The organism is Niveispirillum sp. CC-CTL257, assembly GCF_059489915.1.
Genome location: NZ_JCAJXE010000002.1, coordinates 1 through 16,057, shown reverse-complemented (window position 1 = coordinate 16,057; position 16,057 = coordinate 1). Strand labels below are relative to the sequence as shown.

Genomic DNA, 16,057 nt, shown 5'->3' with positions numbered 1-16,057 from the left:
CTCCTGGGAAAGTGCCGATGACCATCTCTCAGGCCTGGGCCGAAAACGCCGATCACCGGTTGAAGGCCGGGTATATGCGCGTGGAAGCGTCGCGCCGCTGGGTCGTGCGCCTGGTCATGGCCGTTCTCTGGATGACGATCCTGGAGGGGGTCCTGCGCAAATGGGCTTTCCCGGACCAGCACCGGCTCATCCTGTTCTTGCGTGATCCGCTGCTGGTCCTGGCCTTCTTCATCGGCTTCCAAGCGGGGTTTCTGCGCCTGAACAATGCCATGGTGATCATTTTCACCCTGGGAACGATGGTGGTACCGTTTCTGCTGGCAGCCCAGGCGTTGTTCTCGCCTTATGAACAATCGATCATCCTGTCCATCTATGGCTGGCGCAATTATCTGCTCTATCTGCCGCTCATCCCCCTGATCGCGCAGGCCTTCACACCAGCGGATCTGGATCGGCTTGGCCGGCATGTTCTGTGGTTTGCCATCTTCACAGCCCCCCTGATGGTCCTGCAAAGTCAGGTGGATGCAGGCCACCCCTTGAATATCGGCACCGGCCAGGAGGAAGGCGAAGTCTTCCAGAATCTGGGTCTGGCCCTGGGCATTGTGCGCGCCACCGGCCCCTTCACCTCCAGCAATGGCGCCTATATTTTCAGCGTCACAACCTTTGCCATCGCGCTCGGCTTCCTGCTGCGGGGACGGCAACGACGCGAGATTGGCATGCCACTTCTGATGTGCGGATTGGCGGCCTCCCTGATCTGCGTGGCGCTCAGCGGTAATCGCGGCTCAATCGTACATGCTGGGATCGTGGTGGCCTTTGCTTATCTGGCGGGGGCCATCCTGCTGTCACGTCAACGGTTCTTCAAGACAGCCGTCATGCCGCTGATCATCGCGCTGGCCGCCGCGGCCCTGATATCCATTGCCTTTCCCAGCGTGTTCGAGGCCCTGACTGAGCGCTTCATCCTGGCACAGGCGGATGAGGAGGAAATTTACGCCTATGGCATCGTAGGCCGCGCCTTCCGCATCTTCATCAGCTTCTCTTTGGCCCTGGATGACATCCCTTTGTTCGGATGGGGTCTGGGATATGGCACCAATGCCGCGGTACTGCTGGAACTGTTGCCGGTGGACATGCAGCCCGAGGATGACTGGCATCGCCATATCGTCGATCTGGGACCGCTGCTGGGTATCATCTGCATCGCGCTGCGTATCCTGTTCACGGGCTGGCTGCTGCGCATGTGCATCCGCGCCGTGGGCCATGGCGCGGATGCCACGCCACTGGTGCTTTTCGGGCTGAGCGGGATCGTGCTGCTGGCCGGTCAGGTGACGGGTCATTCCACCATCAACGCCTTTGCCTGTCTGTTCGGTGGCGTGTGCTGGGCCTATGCACGCCATGCCCTGCTGGGATCACGGCGGCAATGACAGTGAATGTCGCCGTCAATGGCCTGTATCTTTATCAGCATGTGATGGCCCCTCTGGCGGGCCTGGTGCCGCTGGGGCGCTTCTATTACGCCCATCGCCGCAGCACCACGGCGGCCCGGTTGGGTCTGGCGGCGGAGCAGGTGCGGAACTTCTGGTTCAAGGAATATCTGCTGAACGCGCATCTGCGCTGGCTGCCCCCTCGGGACAGCTCGCTCTGGCACACGCGCTATGGCGATATCTGGCAGGCACAGGTGCTGCGGGACTGGCAGCCGGCAGACCATTGGCTGATGGTGATCGGGGAACTGGCCGACCGGCTGATGGCGCGGGCGCGGGCCGAGGGGGCGCGGGTGGTCGGCCATGCCGTCACCTCCCATCCCGACAGCTTCGCACGTCTGGTCAATGAGGAACGGGACAGGTTGGGGCTGGGGCATCTGGTCGATCCCGTGCGGGTGGGGCCCCGCCGGCTGGCCGAGATCGAGCAGGCCGATCACATGCTGGTCATGTCGGATTTCGCGCGGCGCGGCTTCATTGCGGCGGGGTTTCCCGGCGACCGGGTCAGCGTGGCCCATCCCGGTATCGACCTGTCACGCTTCCATCCGCTGCGGCCCGATGAACGGCCTGATCCCCTGTTCCGGGTCGTCTGTGTCGGCCAGATCGGGCTGCGCAAGGGACAGCATTATCTGCTGGAGGCCTGGCGCCGGCTGCGGCTGCCGAATGCGGAATTGCTGCTGGTGGGCGGGCTGGCACGGGAAGCGCCGGCGATCCTGGCCCCCTATGAAGGGTTGTTCCGCCATATACCCCATATCCCCAACCATCAACTGCGCGACAGGCTGGCCCGCGCCTCCCTGTTCGTGCTGCCCACCATTGAGGATGGCTTTGCCCAGGTCGTGGCCGAGGCCCAGGCCTGCGGCCTGCCCGTCATCACCACCCATAATGCTGGTGCCGCTGACCTGATAGAATCAGGCGTGACCGGATACGTTTTACCTCCCCGTAATATCAATGAACTGGCCGATCATATCCGCCTGCTGTACGAAGGGGCGGACCAGCGCCAGCGCATGGCGGCAGCGGCGGTGCATAGCGCCCGTGACCGAACTGGCAGCTGGATGGACTGCGCCCAACGGATGGCCAGCCTTGTGGGCGCAGCCCCTTTGCCCCAGGAAGCAGCCCATGCAACCGCCCCCCACTGAACGGCCATCCCTGAAACGCCGGTTGGCCGGTAATTATGCGGCACAGATGCTGGATCTTGGGGTGCGTATCGCCCAACAGGTGCTGCTGGTCCCTGTCCTGATCCTGGGCTGGGGGGTTGAAGACTATGCCGATTGGTTGCTGCTGACTGCGCTGGCCGGGATGGTAGCGGGGATTGATTTCGGGCTCAGCTGGCATTTCGCCAACCGCCTGCATCAGGCCTGGGTGTCTGGTGATCTGACGCGGGGCCGGCGGGAATTGCGGGTCGGCCTGACCCTGCTGGGGCTGCTTGTACCAATTCTGCTGCTGCTAGGGCTGATCATCGCATTGCTGGGGCCGGTTCCCACCCATGCGGGAGCGACCTTCGGGCTTTTGCTGTTCAGCCAGTCCCTGATGCATCCGCGCAACCTGCTGACCAGCATCTACCGGGCGCATGGGCATTACGGGCTGGGAATTGCCCGCCACAATCTGATCAGTCTGGTGCAGGCTCTGGCCCTGGCATCGGTGGCCCTGGGCGGGGCGGGCCTGTTCTGGGCTGCGGCCTCACAGGTTCTGCTGGGTGCGGCGGGGCTGGGCTGGCTGTGGCGGGATATCGGGCGGCGTTTCGGCCCCCTGCCATGGGCCCCCCTGTTGCCCGACAGGGGGGATCGGCGGACCATGGTGGAAACCTTGCCAGGCTTCACCCTGGCCGCCTTGGCCAATGCCCTATGGGTCCATGGTCCGATCCTGCTGCTGAAGGCCTTCGCGGTAACAGCGGAAGTGATCGTCGGCTTCTCGCTTCTGCGGACGCTGGCGGGGCTGGTGCGGCAATTGATCGGGCAACTGGCCCTGGGGAGCGGGGTGGAGATGGCCGACCACCAACTGCGGGGGGATCCCAGCAAGCCGGGGGAACTGCTGCTGAAGACCAACCGTCTGTTGACGGGGTTGGGCGGAATGGCCGCGGCGGGTCTGGTCGTCTTTACGCCAGCCCTGGTCGGCGTGTGGACCCATGGGCATCTGGAGGGGGACCGGCTGTCATTGAGCCTGCTGCTGGCCGGGGTCTTGCTGGCAAGCCCGGCACAGGCGGCGCTGGCGATGCCGGTCTTCCTCAATCGTCCCTGGGGAACGGCCCTGGCAACCGGCATCGCCGCCTTGGGAGGCTTGACCCTGGCGGCCCTGCTCTACCCGCTGGGCGGGCTGCCACTGTTCATACTGGCGCTGGCAGCAATGGAGGCCCTGGGGGCGCTGCTGGCCGCCCGCTGGGTCAGCGGGGTTGTGACAGGCACCGTGCTGGGCAACGGATTCGGCTATGCCCTGCTGGGGATCGCCTGCGCGGCGGCGGTGGCCTGGCCTCTGTCGCTGTGGTCGCTGGGGGGAGGGGCGCTGGAACTGGCCCTGCATCTGGGCTTCTTCACGCTGGCCATGGTGCTGCTGACCCCGTTGCTGCTGTTGAGCCGGGGGCAGCGGCTCTGGCTTCGGGACCGGCTGCGCCACTTCCTTCTTGTCTGGTTGAAATGATCGCCATCAGGCTATAAGCGCGTCATCGTCAATCCCGGCCTCATCAAGGATGACGTGCCGGGACGTTGAGATAGGGTGGTTGAGAATATGAACAGGCCGCCGGGATGGCTTGCAAGGCTGCTACGCTGGCTAGGGCACCGTCATGTTCTGCCCTTCGGCCTGCGCGACCGGCTGAACCGTCTGTTGCTGCCTGTGGGCACACCCATCCACTTCGATGTTCCCTTTTTCGGTCTGCGCTATGTGGGTCGGCTGGACAGTTTCATCGACTGGCAGACCTATCTCTACGGAGCCTTCGCCGCCAGCGAACTGTTCGTGATCAACAGGCTGGCGGGTTTGCGGCAGGGGACGGCCCTGGATATCGGAGCCAATACCGGACATCACACGCTTTTCCTGGCGACACGCTATGCCAGGGTCCATGCCTTCGAGCCCCTGCCCGACAATATCGACCGTATCCGCGAGAAGCTGGCCGCCAACCCGCCCTTGCCAGTATCTCTGCATACCGTGGCCCTTGGTGACAGGGCGGCCTGTCTGCCCTATTTCGCCTCGAAATCCGCCAATACGGGGACAGGATCTCTGGTCGCTGGCTTCGTGCCGGAGAATGAGGAAACACCCTGCGCCGAGGTCGTGGTGGCGGTTGGGGACGCGGAGGTCGACGCCCATGGCATCCGCGACCTGGCCTTTGTGAAGATCGACACGGAGGGGTTTGAAAGCCCCGTTCTGGCGGGGTTGGCCGCAACGCTGGAGCGTGACCGCCCCTTCGTGCAATGCGAAATCTCCCCCGCCACAGCAGCCAAGGTGAGGCAATGGCAAGGGCTGGCGGCACTGTTCCCCCCCGGATACCAGTTCTTCGGGCTGAAGGCTGTCCCGCGCTTCGATGGCGGTCTGGTCTGGGCGGCACCCGACGCGCCCTTGCCGGCAGGTGACATCCTGGCAGTACCATTGGAATGGCAGGACGCTGTGTACGCCGCCCTGCCCCTCATGAAGAAGGGGGCATGATGACCACAGCCCTGGGACAGTTAATAAACGAGACCCGGGCCGTCCTGGGCGCGGCCGACCGGACGACAGCGCTGCGGTTTCTGACACAGCTGCTCTTGAAAGCCCCGAACCTGTTGCACGACCACAGCCTGCGCGCGGTTGATCAGGCCATGGACCGGGGTGCTGTCCGTATCCGCGTCAAGGGGCAATGGTATGACCTGCGGGGCGTTCCCTTTGCCCTGGTCCGTGAACTTTACTGCCGGCATATTTATTTCCCCACCCCTGACTGGTGGCCCGGTCCCGGCGACAGGGTCATAGATCTGGGTTGCAACCGGGGCAGTTTCAGCCTGCTTTGTGCTGGGCTGGGGGCGGAGGTTTTGGCTGTAGAGGCGTTGGATTGGTTCGACACCACCTTTGCCAGCCTGATGGAGCGCCATGGTGTCGTCGACAGGGTAAGGTTCCTGCATGGTGTTGTGGTGCCAGGAAGCGGCGCCCTAGCACTGCCGCCGGACCAAGCCGACAGGGAAGTGCCGAAGGAAGCTATTGCCGCCGACGCTGTGGCACTGGATGGCCCCGCAATCCGTGCCCTAGCCGGACCGGGGCCGGTCGCCCTGCTGAAGGCGGATGTGGAAGGCAGCGAGTACGCCTTGTTCGCGGGCGACCTGTCATGGCTTGACGGAGTGCGCCGCATCACCCTGGAAGTCCATCGCGACCATGGCGACGCCGCCGCCCTGTGCCGCCAGCTGCGCCAGCAAGATTATGATGTGCGCCTGATCGACAAGCGGGGCCGGCTGACGGAAGATTTGCGCGATGATGTTGGCTTTGTCTATGCCACAGCCAAATAGAACGAACCGGTCACGATTTTCGTGCCCTGCCCCTCATCACTCGCAACCGGTCCGGTCCGAGGGCGTGATGGAGACACAGAAGCGCTAGCGCCTTGACATCCAGCCAGCCAGGGCGGGCCGAAAACCCGTAGCGACGGCGAACCTGTCGATATTCATGCATGACAGCCAGCCGCAGCTCCGGCCGGGTACTGACCCCACCTTCTATGAAGACAGACACGGTCATATTCATGAAATGCGGCGGTGACCGGGTCAGGGTCCGCAGCATGAGATCATAATCAATGGCATAATGCAGGCGTGTGTCGAAACCGCCGATCCGGTCGAACAGGGCTCGGCGCTGGAAGGTGCCCTGATGCGGAATGGGCATGGCGGTGGCAAGATCATTGGCCGCAGCTTCCCAAGGCTTGCCCAGTTCCTCCACGATACGGCCATCCCTGTCGGCCACGGCCACCCGCCCGTAACAGACGCCGCATTCCGGTGCCAGACTGTCCAGGACGGGCATGACCTGGGCCAACGTGGTTTCCTGCCAGAGCCGGTCTCCCGCCCCCAGGAACAGGACCCATTCGCCGCGGCAATGGGGCAGGGCCTTATTCCAGGCATCGGCGATGCCCTGGTCGGGTTCGCTGATCAGGGTGGCGATGTGGTCCCGGAAAGGGGCGAGGGCGGTCAGGGTACCATCGGTGGAGGCCCCATCGATGATGATCAGTTCCCAGCCGGTCCAGGTCTGATCACATAAGGAGCGCAGGGTCGCCTCGACACTGGTCCCGACATTGCGCACGGCCATGATGATGGACAGACGCGGCAAGCTCATCAATAGGCACCGCGGCGCCCGAAAACGGCGGGGATGGTCTTGACCAGGATGATCGCATCCAGCCACAGCGACCAGTTGATGACGTACCAGGTATCCAGCTCGGCCCGCTGCAGGAGGTCGAGATCATTGCGCCCGCTGACCTGCCACAATCCCGTCAGGCCGGGCCGCACATGATAATAGAGCGGATGGTCAGAGCCAGACTTTGACAATTCCTCTGTCGTGACCGGTCGTGGCCCGACAAGGCTCATCTGCCCCACCAGCACGTTGAACAGCTGCGGCAGCTCGTCCAGGCTCCAGCGGCGAAGGGCACGGCCAAAGGCGGTGATGCGGGGATCATCCCGCAATTTGCGGGTCTCCTCCCATTCGCGCCGGCGCTCGGGGTCTTTCAGATAATCCTGAAGGCGGGCTTCGGCATCGGGCACCATGCTGCGGAACTTCAAGCAGCCGAAGGGCCTGCCCTCCATACCGATGCGGCGATGGCCATAGATCACTCCACCGCCCTGGCAGAGCAGGATGACCGAAAGGCCCAGCATGAGGGGGGAGGCGATCGCCAGAATGGCCAGAGCCCCGACAATGTCCAGACTGCGCTTGGCAATCTGGCCCAGAGGCCGGGACAGGGGGCTGTTACCCAGCAGCAGCAGCATATCCTGGCCGATGGCGTAATGGGCCTCCATCGCGGCGGCCGGCAGGCCACTGACGCCCTGAATGCGAATGAAGGGAACTCCTTCCAGCGACAGGCGCGCGATCAGACTGCGACAGGCCATCAGATCAGCGTCATCGGCGGCGACCACCACCATCTCCGCCCCATGCCGGGCGCAGGTTGCGGCCCAGGATCCTTGCCATTCCTGTGACAGGGATGACAGGTCCAGCATCGCGGCGATCCGGCAGGCGAGAGACCGATCATGGGTCAGCATGGTCACAGCGCCCGGAAAGCAGCCAGGGGTCCCTACCATCAGAACCGGCATCTCCCAAAGCCCCAGACGGTTCAGGATCATGCCGGCCAAACGCCGGCCACAGATCAGCGCCGGCACGGCTATCGCCCAGCTGCTGAGCAGCCAAAGGCGCGAATAGGCGTCCTTCAGGGCGAACTGCGTAAAGCCGTGCAGCAGCATGATGAACGCACAGGCCCCCAGCACATGACGGACATCCGTCCAGGCCGGAAGGCGCAGCGAATAATGGCCCCGGTGATGGAACCAAGCGATCAGCGCCATGCCCAGCACCAGCATCTGCGCCGGGCGGTGGGCGATGGAGCTGGCGAAAAGATCGCCATACTGCACATTCTGGCTGTAGAAATCGGTGATGACGACAGAGAAGCCGGCTATCAGATAGGACAGACAAAGGGCAATGATATCAGCGGTCATCAGCGCGGCGCGGCGCACAACCCTTCGTTTCCCAACAGCCATGGTTGGGTTCAGTCTGGAAGCACAAGCTTCCTGATCTGTCGGGGCAAGAGATGACATATCCGCCGATCACACAAGTTTTGCGAGAACATACGAACAGCACGCAGACAGAGCAATCCTCATATCAAGATCACCCCTTTGTCAGTGAGAATAATGGATCACCACGGGATGGACATGTGACGCAGCCGGGGAAGGAGAAAGGGGCCGTCGCCCTGGTGACGACACATGTGGCACCGGCGCGCGGCTATGGCGGGGTTGCGGAATCCGGTGCCCGCCTTGCGGCGGCCTGGGATCGCCGGGGGAAGGTTTTCCGGCTGTGCAGCAGCAACGCCTCCGTGGGCACGCCCCCCCTGCGCCCCGCCGATCTGGCCTTGCCCGTCTCGTCTGTTCGACTTTACCGGACGTGGCGATGGCACCGCTGGGGCTTCGGGTTGGGGGCCCTGTGGATGGTGCCGCATTGCTGTGCCCAGGCCCGGGCCGTCTATATCAACGGGCTGGCGACCTGGCCCACCACCCTGGCTGCCCTTTACTGCCGCCTTACGGGCCGTGCCTATATGATCGCTCCTCGTGGCGGGTTGCTGGCCGCCCATGTGGCGCTGATCCGGCGGGAAAAGCCCTTGAAATGGCTGTTCTACCGGCTGCTGACCCTGCCAACCCTGCGCCATGCCCGCGCTCTGCACACGACCAGCGCCCTGGAAACAGCGGGGGTGCGCTCCCTGCTGCCGGAGGTCCCGGTGATTGAGTTGGGCAATGGCCTGGACCTGACACAATGGCCAGCCTTGCCAGTACGACCACAAGGGAGGGAGGTCCAGGACGGGATCGTGCTGGCCTTTGCCGGCCGCCTGTCACCGGAGAAGGGGATCGGGCGTTTCCTGGACATCTGGCGGCAGAAACGGCGACCTAGCGACCGGTTTCTGATCGCCGGCGACGGGACCGGAGCCTATGCGGATCAGGTGCGCGCCATTGCCGCCGCCTGCGGCGACGCTGTGGAGATGCGGGGCTATCTTGATCAGGAGGGCCTGCGGGCACTTTATGCTGAGGCGGACATGATCGTGCTGCCATCAGGGCTGGAGGGCGGCGATATCCGGGAGAATTTCGGCAATGCCGCCGCGGAGGCGCTGGCTTGTGCGCGGCCCCTGCTGGTCACACGGGGGCTGGCGTGGGATCATGCCGCCCCGGCTGGGGCCGCTATGCTTTTCGACACGGATACAGGCGCTGTGGAGGCCGCCCTGGCCCATCTCCAGACCTTGGATACCGCACAATGGGCCACGATGCGCGCCGCCGCCCGACGCCTGGCAGAGGCTGAGCTGGATATTGATCAGATGGCGGCCCGGCTCTGGTCGGTCCTGCTGCCGGAAGTCTGACAGGCTCTTTTTTGGGTATACCCTGACAAGACAGGCCTGCGAGACGGTGGTCTCCGTCTCAAAAGGGTATGTTTGCGATTTCCGAGACGCTATCCTGCCCTGGTTTAGACCCTAACGGGACAAATGCCCCCATGGCCCTCTACGGATATGCCCGCGCCTCCACCCATGACCAGGATGTGACCATCCAGGTGGAAACCCTGACGCGGGCCGGCTGTGTCGTGGTGCGCGCCGAAAAGGCCAGCGGGTCCAGCCGCAAGGGCCGGTCGGAGCTGGCGCTGCTGCTGGAATTCCTGCGGCCGGGCGACACGCTGCTGGTCACCCGCATCGACCGGCTGGCCCGGTCCATCAAGGATTTGCAGGATATCGTAGCGGAGCTGCGGGCCAAGGGTGTGGACCTGCGCGCCACTGAACAGCCCATCGACACCGGCACCGCCGCCGGCAAGGCCTTCCTGGACATGCTGGGCGTGTTCGCGGAGTTCGAAACGAACCTGCGCCGGGAACGCCAGATGGAGGGGATCAGGGCCGCCAAAGCACGCGGCATCTACAAGGGTCGCAAACCCCGCATCGATGCGGACGCGGTCAGGCAGTTGAAGGCCGGAGGCATGGGGGCCGCCGCCATCGCGCGGCATCTGGGCATCGGCCGGGCGTCGGTCTACCGGCTGCTGGCCGACGGCAGCCGCTGATCGGCTTGTTCCACCGGCGACGCGTGCAGTTCGAAGGCCACGCATATCCGCCGCTCGTCACATCCCAGAGGCACTGTCTCATGGCTGAAATGACTGGGCATCAGGACGACGAGGCCGGGTTCCGGGCGTATCCAGCGCTCGTCCCAACCATTACCGGCATTGAAGCCCCGGCCCGCCGCCGGTCCAACGCGCAGCCAGCCGGGCTTGCCCACGGCATCGGCTGTCACGGGCGGCACCTCCACATAATAGACGCCGTTCACCCAACTGGTGGCGTGCAGATGCGGCAGATGATGGGTATCGGCACCCGACACCACGCTCCAGGCCCGCAGGCTGAGGCCGGGCGGGCGGGAGCGCAGGAACGGGTTGGCCGGATCGACGGGCAGCCGGTCAATATAATCCAGGGCCGCCCGCCACAGCCGGTCGAACATACGGCGCAGCACGGGACTGTCCGCCGTCTCCAGATGGTTGCGGCGCCATCCCATGCGGATGGACCGGTCGCCGGGTTGGGCATAATGCTCCAGACCGCTGCCCAGTTCCCGGGCCAGCGGTGCCAGGTCGGGATCGTCGGGCCCATGCAGGCTGGCGACGGACAGCAACAGGGCGGGATCGGTGAGGGCCCGCGCCGCATCACTGTTGCCGGCCCAGATGGCGGCGGCGGCCAGCAGATCGAAACTGCGCGGATTGGCGAAACCCGCATCCACCAGATCGCGGATCAGGGGATAGAGCCGCTCGCGCGGTCGGGCCCAGGTCAGCAGATCGATAAAGGCGTCGAACCGCTCCAGATTGGGATCGATATCCCGCACGCGCCCGCACAGCCGGGCGGCCTCAGCGGCCTGACCCCGCAGCAACAGGAAGGCCGCCTGCCGGGCAAGGGCGGCAATATCCGGGGTGGCATCGGTCACGGCATCTCCGTCCTGACCAGCTTATGCTCCAGCATCCGGGACAGCAACACGGCGACATCCGCGCGGATCGTCTCCAGCGGCGCGTCATAGCGTGTGTGCAGGTGCTGGCACAGATCCCCGAAACAGACAGGGTTCTCCAGCAGGCCCCAGATGGCCGTGCCGATGCTGTCCAGGTTGAAATAATTACCGCTATCGATATCCAGCATCACCAGTTCGCCATCCACCGCGGTGGTCAGCGGACCGGAAGAGCGGATGAAGATCGTATCGGGCGCGAAGGTCATGAAGGCGGCCTGCTTTTCACCATGGCGACAGGCGGGCATTTATGGCAGAGGCAGAGCGGCGCTGTAAATGTCATGGCTCAAGGGCGGCCGGGCCGGGATGGAGAGAGGCGAGATGGCCGGCGAGTACCGGTACCGGATTTACGGGCTGACCCTGTCCAGCCCACGCGCCCTGCCTTTCCTGTGGCCGGAACACGATCCGGCGCGGCCCGCAGATGCTGTGCTGCGCTTCGCCCCGGTGGCGGCACCGGCGGAAAGCCCGGTACGCCAGGCACGGCGCCTGTCCATCTATGCCGATGGCACGGGCCTGCATCAGGCCCTGCGGGGTGCGCGTTTCCTGATCCGGGAAGGCCGGGAGATCACGGCGGATCTGCCGCCGGAAACCAGTACCGCCGAACTGCATGCCCTGCTTTGCGGCCCGCCGCTCGGCTGGCTGATGTGCCAGCGCGGCCTGCCGCCCCTGCATGCCTGCGTGGTGGCGGTGGGAGCCGTGGCCGTGGCCCTGGCCGGCGACAGCGGGGCCGGCAAATCCACCCTGGCCCGCACCCTGATCGCGCGGGGCCATGGGCTAATCAGCGATGATCAGGCCGTGATCGACCCCGTCACGCGGCTGGTGCATCCGGGCTTTCCGGCCATGAAACTATGGGCAGGGACGGCAGCACTGGCCGGCGACGCGGCGGACCCCGGTCGCCGCGTGCGCGACGGGCTGGAGAAATACATCATCCCGATGCCGGACCGGTTCCATCCCGCCCCCTTGCCATTGGGCCTGGTGCTGGTCCTGTCACGGGGGATGGAACAGCACCTGGAACGGGCCGATCCGCACGCGGCGGCCGCCCTGCTGCTGCGCTGTCTCTACCGGCCCGAATTCAGCCGTGCGCTGGACCAGGGCCGTACCGCCCTTGACTGGGCGGTGACGCTGGCCCGCGCCGTGCCCGTCATCCGACTGGATCGGACCGACGATCTGGCCGCCCTGCCGGCCCTGACCGACAGTGTGGAGGCCCTGGCCACCGGCCATCCTTCATGATGGCTGCCGCAACAGGGCCAGCCGCTGCCAGGGTTCCCGCAGGAACTGGTCACACAAGGCGCGCATTTCCGGGGTGGCGGCGGCCTGCTTGTCGGCGCGGTCATCCTGGAAGGGCTGCCGGCCCTGGCGGTTCCAGGCCTCCAGCCGCGTGACCTCCTCCATCGCCGCCAGTTCGGCCGGGCTGGGCGTGATGCCCAGGCGCGGCAGCAGCCGGGTCGTCACCGCCCTCGGTAGTTCCGTGTAATCCAGGATCAGCCAGCCGGCGGGATCCTGTTCCACCATCACCGCCATGGCGGTGATGGCGCGGCCCAGGCAGCGGGCGATGAATTCCGCGTCGCTGAGGCCGCGCTGCGTGGCCATCCCCACGCCCGACAGCAAGGGCGACCAGACCTCATGACGCAATTTCAGCCAGCCGGGCGGTTTGCGCAGGTTCGACACCAGGATTTCCAGCGGATCGCGGATGATCAGCAGCCGGTGCATGTCCGGATGCAGCCGCGTGAACAGGTCCAGCTCCTGCCCGCTGCGCAGCGATTGTTTCACCACCAGATGGCGCGCGCCGGGCCGCAGCCGCTGCCCCAGCGACCGCAGGGCCGTCTCCAGCGCCGGCAGCCGGAGGGTGGATGGTACCAGGCCCCAGAAGGCACCGCAGATATCGACCAGCACCCCTGGCTCGTCCGTCACCTGCAACGCTTCGATACAGGACAGCATGCGGGCCGTCAGGGTGGAGCCGCAGCGCGTCAGATGCCAGATGGACAGGATCGGCGGCAGGATGGGTCCCACCGGCACATGGTCGCGGATGGCGACCTCTTGCAGCAAGGGGGTGACCGGGTCATCTACCAGCGGCCTTCCATGCAGGCCGAACAGAAAATCACTCGGTCCCACAGGACGCAGCAGGAAATGCCCGCCCTCGGCCGTTGGTACGGCCCGCACCGGCATCAGCGGCAGGCCGTTGTCACTCATTGCGACCTTCCTGCATCAAGATGAACTGCCCCACCCGCAAGGCCTCGCCCAGCCCCTTGCGCAACCGGTGGGAGGTGGGGAAGCGCCCGGCCTCGTCGGCTGTGGCGGGCCAGGCGTCCAGGATGGCGCGCATATGGCGTGTGTCCAGGATGGAACAGGCCAGGGGTGAGCGTTCGATCCGGTCGATCTCTGCCGCCATCCACTCACGCCGCCGGCTCATCCAGCCATACCAGTCGGCATGCTGCAACCCGATGCGGCGTTCATTCAGGATCGTGTCCGGCACCCGGTCGGCCAGGGTCCGGCGGGCCAGCAGGCGGGGCACCCCATCCCGACGAAACTGATCGCGCGGCAGCGACAGACAGAATTCCACCAGGGCCAGATCGGTATAGGGATCGCGCCAGGACCAGTTCCGAGGCTGCAGGAAGTGGTTGTATTGGGCGTTGTTGTGACGGTGGTAATCGATAATTTTGATGTGTCGGTCCAGGTCGGGCGAGCCCGTCCGGATCAGAGGCCGGTCATGGTCATCCAGTTGCAGACGTTGTGCCACCTCCGGCCGGAGGCTGCTCCATTCCTGCCACCAGAAATCCCGCTGCCCCCGCAGCCGGCGTACCAACCTACGCACACCAGGAGACAGCAAAGGCAGCAACCCCTGGCTCCAGAGCGCGCGGGGACGCCCCGTCCAATCGTCCCGATAAGGGATAAGATTGCGCCAGGCCGACAGGCCGCGGCCCGCCAGCAACTGGTCGGCGGCAACATGGCTGCCCGTATAGCTCAGCGTGACATTACCGGCATCGCCGCCCAGGACCACCTGGATGCCCTGCTCGCGGACGACACGTTCCAGGGGAAGCGTGGCCCAGGCAATCTGGTATGAGCCCTTGGCGGGCCAATCACGGCTTTGCAACAGCCCGCCCGGCATTTCCATCGCCATATCGGGCTGCCAGGCATCGGCCACATGCGCCGTCAGGGATGGGTAGCGGTCCCGAAAAGGCTGCAGGCGGTCCCATTCATCCCCGAAATGCCAGGCATCGGGTTTCAGCAGGGGCACCATCGGGTCGGGTCGGACCGTCAATGTATGGATAGGCGCGTCATGGCACCGGGCCGCCGTGGCGGCGATCCCAGGGGAATCCAGGCCCGCCGACAGCGTACAGAGAATGGGCGTGCCCTTGGGACAGCGTGCAGCGACGGCGCGATCCAGATGCTCGCGCGCCGCCTCCACATAATCCCCATCACGGGGCAATCGCAAGGTACGACGCGGTACCGGCGACCAGAAGGGGGCAATGCGCGCGGACCCGTCCCGCCATTCCAGATATTGGCCCGGCTGCAGGCGCTTGATCTGACGCCAGGGGGTGCGGTCGCCGATCCGGTTTTCCATCTTGGCCAGCCGCAGGGCCAGCGTATCGATATCCGGCCCGGCATCAACCTCTGGAAAGGCCAGCAACCAGCTGGGGCGGCTGGCAACCAGGATCCCGTCGGGCGTGGCCGCATGATACAGACTGTCCCAGCCCATGGGGCAGGCCGCCAGCAGCAGCGAGCGGTCGTGCGGCGACCAGCGGACCAGGGCGTAATCGCCATTAAGGCGGGCAAGTCCTTCCGTCCCCCAACGGTCGATGACAGCATCGACCAGCAGTGGAGGAGATAAAGACGGGTCCATCCCCAAGGCCGACGCCAGATCGGGAAGATTGTAGAGCGCCCCGCTGATCAGGGTTACCGCTCCGGAGGGGCCGCGAGGAAGGGAACGCGGCTGAGGGCGCCCTCGTCCGCGGGGCGCGGGCTCATGGTCAAAACCGACGATGCCGCAATCGGCATCTTGGTGAAGGCCAACGGCTCTCAGGCCGGATGGAATATGGTGGATGAGACCACGCGTCACTGAGCCCGTTGCTGCCAGAAACATGGAAGAAACGGCTCAGGAATGGGTATTCAGACCGCCATCACTTGTTTGGTCGCTGCTACCCAGCGTCAGGCGGGTAGCATCATAGACGGCCAGGACGGGCACCGTCCAGGGAAGACGATCCGCATCCTGGCCGGCGGCATGATCGGAGGTTCCGACCGTCTTGGGAGCGTTCATATCCATATCCTGTACATGTCTGCAAGACAGCAAGAGCAGTCCGAGGAAGCAAACCCCCGCCACTCTTCTACTGGTTGCGATCATAAAGGATACACCCGTCCCTGACAAGGGTGGCATCCCTTCCGGTTTCAGCCATACCAGACTCGGGGAGACAGGGCCGCAGGGGCATCGGGAGCCTGCAGAGCGGCCAAGTATATGGTTGTTCATATACCGTTCATGAACGGACAATCAGCGATTATGCAATGATTATTGTATTATGACTATTCCAGGAAAAACAACCTTAAATCTTCATACCCCTTGCATCCAGGGGTGGATATATGACTTCCTGCTAGCAATCTTCCTTGGACGGAACAAGCCTGTTCGTTGCAAGGTTGGTTGTCAGGCTATGCCTAATAGGGAGGCAACCGTGTCCGACTATTTCATTGGTGAAATCCGTCTTTTCCCGTTCCAGACCATCCCCTATGGATGGGTGGCTTGCAACGGCCAGTCGCTGACGATCCAGCAGAACCCCGCCCTCTATGCCCTGTTGGGGACTCAGTTCGGGGGCGACGGCAAGACCAATTTCAATCTGCCAAACCTCAATGGCCGGGCCATGGCCGGCATGTATGGCACCCCCCTGGGCATGCCGAACTATGTCGGCAATACGGCGGGTGCCGAAACGG

General features: G+C 64.7%; 16 protein-coding genes. 9 read left to right on the top strand and 7 right to left on the bottom strand.

Annotation, left to right across the window (positions count from 1 at the left end):
• The first annotated feature begins 17 nt into the window (after positions 1 to 17).
• The 5 genes from ABC729_RS16530 (at position 18) to ABC729_RS16510 (ending at position 5,911) form a co-directional block, all read left to right on the top strand.
• Positions 18 to 1,409 carry a hypothetical protein gene (locus ABC729_RS16530; RefSeq protein WP_495608711.1) on the top strand — a complete coding sequence of 464 codons (1,392 nt, stop codon included), beginning with the start codon at positions 18 to 20 and terminating at the stop codon, positions 1,407 to 1,409.
• Positions 1,406 to 2,596, top strand: a complete 1,191-nt coding sequence (locus ABC729_RS16525; RefSeq protein ID WP_495608710.1) for a glycosyltransferase family 4 protein — start codon at positions 1,406 to 1,408, stop codon at positions 2,594 to 2,596. The genes ABC729_RS16530 and ABC729_RS16525 overlap by 4 nt, the downstream gene beginning before the upstream one ends.
• Positions 2,577 to 4,091: a hypothetical protein gene (locus tag ABC729_RS16520; protein WP_495608709.1), complete on the top strand. Its 1,515-nt coding sequence runs from the start codon at positions 2,577 to 2,579 to the stop codon at positions 4,089 to 4,091. The genes ABC729_RS16525 and ABC729_RS16520 overlap by 20 nt, the downstream gene beginning before the upstream one ends.
• A gap of 87 nt (positions 4,092 to 4,178) precedes the next feature.
• A complete protein-coding gene (locus ABC729_RS16515; protein ID WP_495608708.1) occupies positions 4,179 to 5,087 on the top strand; it encodes an FkbM family methyltransferase in 909 nt (302 codons plus the stop codon).
• Positions 5,084 to 5,911, top strand: coding sequence for an FkbM family methyltransferase (locus ABC729_RS16510; RefSeq protein WP_495608707.1), 828 nt, complete (start codon positions 5,084 to 5,086; stop codon positions 5,909 to 5,911). Before ABC729_RS16515 ends, ABC729_RS16510 begins: the two co-directional genes overlap by 4 nt.
• Before the next feature lie 10 nt (positions 5,912 to 5,921).
• Here ABC729_RS16510 and ABC729_RS16505 read toward each other — a convergent pair whose 3' ends face one another.
• Positions 5,922 to 6,719, bottom strand: a complete 798-nt coding sequence (locus ABC729_RS16505; protein WP_495608706.1) for a glycosyltransferase family 2 protein — start codon at positions 6,717 to 6,719, stop codon at positions 5,922 to 5,924.
• The gene (locus ABC729_RS16500; RefSeq protein ID WP_495608705.1) at positions 6,719 to 8,080 is read right to left on the bottom strand and encodes an exopolysaccharide biosynthesis polyprenyl glycosylphosphotransferase; all 1,362 of its coding nucleotides are present in this window, start codon (positions 8,078 to 8,080) and stop codon (positions 6,719 to 6,721) included. The genes ABC729_RS16505 and ABC729_RS16500 overlap by 1 nt, the downstream gene beginning before the upstream one ends.
• Before the next feature lie 215 nt (positions 8,081 to 8,295).
• On the opposite strand from ABC729_RS16500, the gene ABC729_RS16495 reads away from it, so the two are divergent.
• Both ABC729_RS16495 and ABC729_RS16490 read left to right on the top strand, forming a co-directional pair.
• Positions 8,296 to 9,483 (top strand): glycosyltransferase, encoded by a 1,188-nt coding sequence (locus ABC729_RS16495; protein ID WP_495608704.1) that lies wholly within the window; start codon positions 8,296 to 8,298, stop codon positions 9,481 to 9,483.
• 131 nt (positions 9,484 to 9,614) lie between these two features.
• A complete protein-coding gene (locus tag ABC729_RS16490) occupies positions 9,615 to 10,166 on the top strand; it encodes a recombinase family protein (protein ID WP_495608703.1) in 552 nt (183 codons plus the stop codon).
• Here the strand turns inward: ABC729_RS16490 and ABC729_RS16485 are convergent.
• Entirely contained in the window at positions 10,136 to 11,068 is a 933-nt protein-coding gene (locus tag ABC729_RS16485; protein WP_495608702.1) for a putative 2OG-Fe(II) oxygenase, read from the bottom strand. The genes ABC729_RS16490 and ABC729_RS16485 overlap by 31 nt on opposite strands.
• Entirely contained in the window at positions 11,065 to 11,349 is a 285-nt protein-coding gene (locus ABC729_RS16480; RefSeq protein WP_495608701.1) for a PqqD family peptide modification chaperone, read from the bottom strand. Before ABC729_RS16480 ends, ABC729_RS16485 begins: the two co-directional genes overlap by 4 nt.
• 112 nt (positions 11,350 to 11,461) lie before the next feature.
• On the opposite strand from ABC729_RS16480, the gene ABC729_RS16475 reads away from it, so the two are divergent.
• Positions 11,462 to 12,370, top strand: coding sequence for a hypothetical protein (locus ABC729_RS16475; RefSeq protein WP_495608700.1), 909 nt, complete (start codon positions 11,462 to 11,464; stop codon positions 12,368 to 12,370).
• Here ABC729_RS16475 and ABC729_RS16470 read toward each other — a convergent pair.
• The 3 genes from ABC729_RS16470 to ABC729_RS16460 are packed head-to-tail and all read right to left on the bottom strand — an operon-like array spanning position 12,365 to position 15,395.
• Positions 12,365 to 13,330, bottom strand: coding sequence for a sulfotransferase family protein (locus ABC729_RS16470; RefSeq protein ID WP_495608699.1), 966 nt, complete (start codon positions 13,328 to 13,330; stop codon positions 12,365 to 12,367). The two genes, ABC729_RS16475 and ABC729_RS16470, sit on opposite strands and share 6 nt — an antisense overlap.
• On the bottom strand, positions 13,323 to 15,221 hold the full coding sequence (locus ABC729_RS16465) for an asparagine synthase-related protein (protein WP_495608698.1): 1,899 nt from the start codon (positions 15,219 to 15,221) through the stop codon (positions 13,323 to 13,325). Before ABC729_RS16465 ends, ABC729_RS16470 begins: the two co-directional genes overlap by 8 nt.
• A 12-nt stretch (positions 15,222 to 15,233) precedes the next feature.
• Positions 15,234 to 15,395 (bottom strand): hypothetical protein, encoded by a 162-nt coding sequence (locus ABC729_RS16460; protein WP_495608697.1) that lies wholly within the window; start codon positions 15,393 to 15,395, stop codon positions 15,234 to 15,236.
• A gap of 406 nt (positions 15,396 to 15,801) precedes the next feature.
• On the opposite strand from ABC729_RS16460, the gene ABC729_RS16455 reads away from it, so the two are divergent.
• On the top strand, positions 15,802 to 16,057 hold a 256-nt coding region (locus ABC729_RS16455; protein WP_495608696.1), incomplete at its 3' end, for a phage tail protein.

Coding starts and splice junctions, on each gene's coding strand:
- ABC729_RS16530 (WP_495608711.1), top strand. CDS start 18: ATGACCATCTCTCAGGCCTGGGCCGAAAACGCCGATCACCGGTTGAAG.
- ABC729_RS16525 (WP_495608710.1), top strand. CDS start 1,406: ATGACAGTGAATGTCGCCGTCAATGGCCTGTATCTTTATCAGCATGTG.
- ABC729_RS16520 (WP_495608709.1), top strand. CDS start 2,577: ATGCAACCGCCCCCCACTGAACGGCCATCCCTGAAACGCCGGTTGGCC.
- ABC729_RS16515 (WP_495608708.1), top strand. CDS start 4,179: ATGAACAGGCCGCCGGGATGGCTTGCAAGGCTGCTACGCTGGCTAGGG.
- ABC729_RS16510 (WP_495608707.1), top strand. CDS start 5,084: ATGATGACCACAGCCCTGGGACAGTTAATAAACGAGACCCGGGCCGTC.
- ABC729_RS16505 (WP_495608706.1), bottom strand. CDS start 6,719: ATGAGCTTGCCGCGTCTGTCCATCATCATGGCCGTGCGCAATGTCGGG.
- ABC729_RS16500 (WP_495608705.1), bottom strand. CDS start 8,080: ATGACCGCTGATATCATTGCCCTTTGTCTGTCCTATCTGATAGCCGGC.
- ABC729_RS16490 (WP_495608703.1), top strand. CDS start 9,615: ATGGCCCTCTACGGATATGCCCGCGCCTCCACCCATGACCAGGATGTG.
- ABC729_RS16480 (WP_495608701.1), bottom strand. CDS start 11,349: ATGACCTTCGCGCCCGATACGATCTTCATCCGCTCTTCCGGTCCGCTG.
- ABC729_RS16475 (WP_495608700.1), top strand. CDS start 11,462: ATGGCCGGCGAGTACCGGTACCGGATTTACGGGCTGACCCTGTCCAGC.
- ABC729_RS16470 (WP_495608699.1), bottom strand. CDS start 13,330: ATGAGTGACAACGGCCTGCCGCTGATGCCGGTGCGGGCCGTACCAACG.
- ABC729_RS16465 (WP_495608698.1), bottom strand. CDS start 15,221: ATGTTTCTGGCAGCAACGGGCTCAGTGACGCGTGGTCTCATCCACCAT.
- ABC729_RS16460 (WP_495608697.1), bottom strand. CDS start 15,395: ATGAACGCTCCCAAGACGGTCGGAACCTCCGATCATGCCGCCGGCCAG.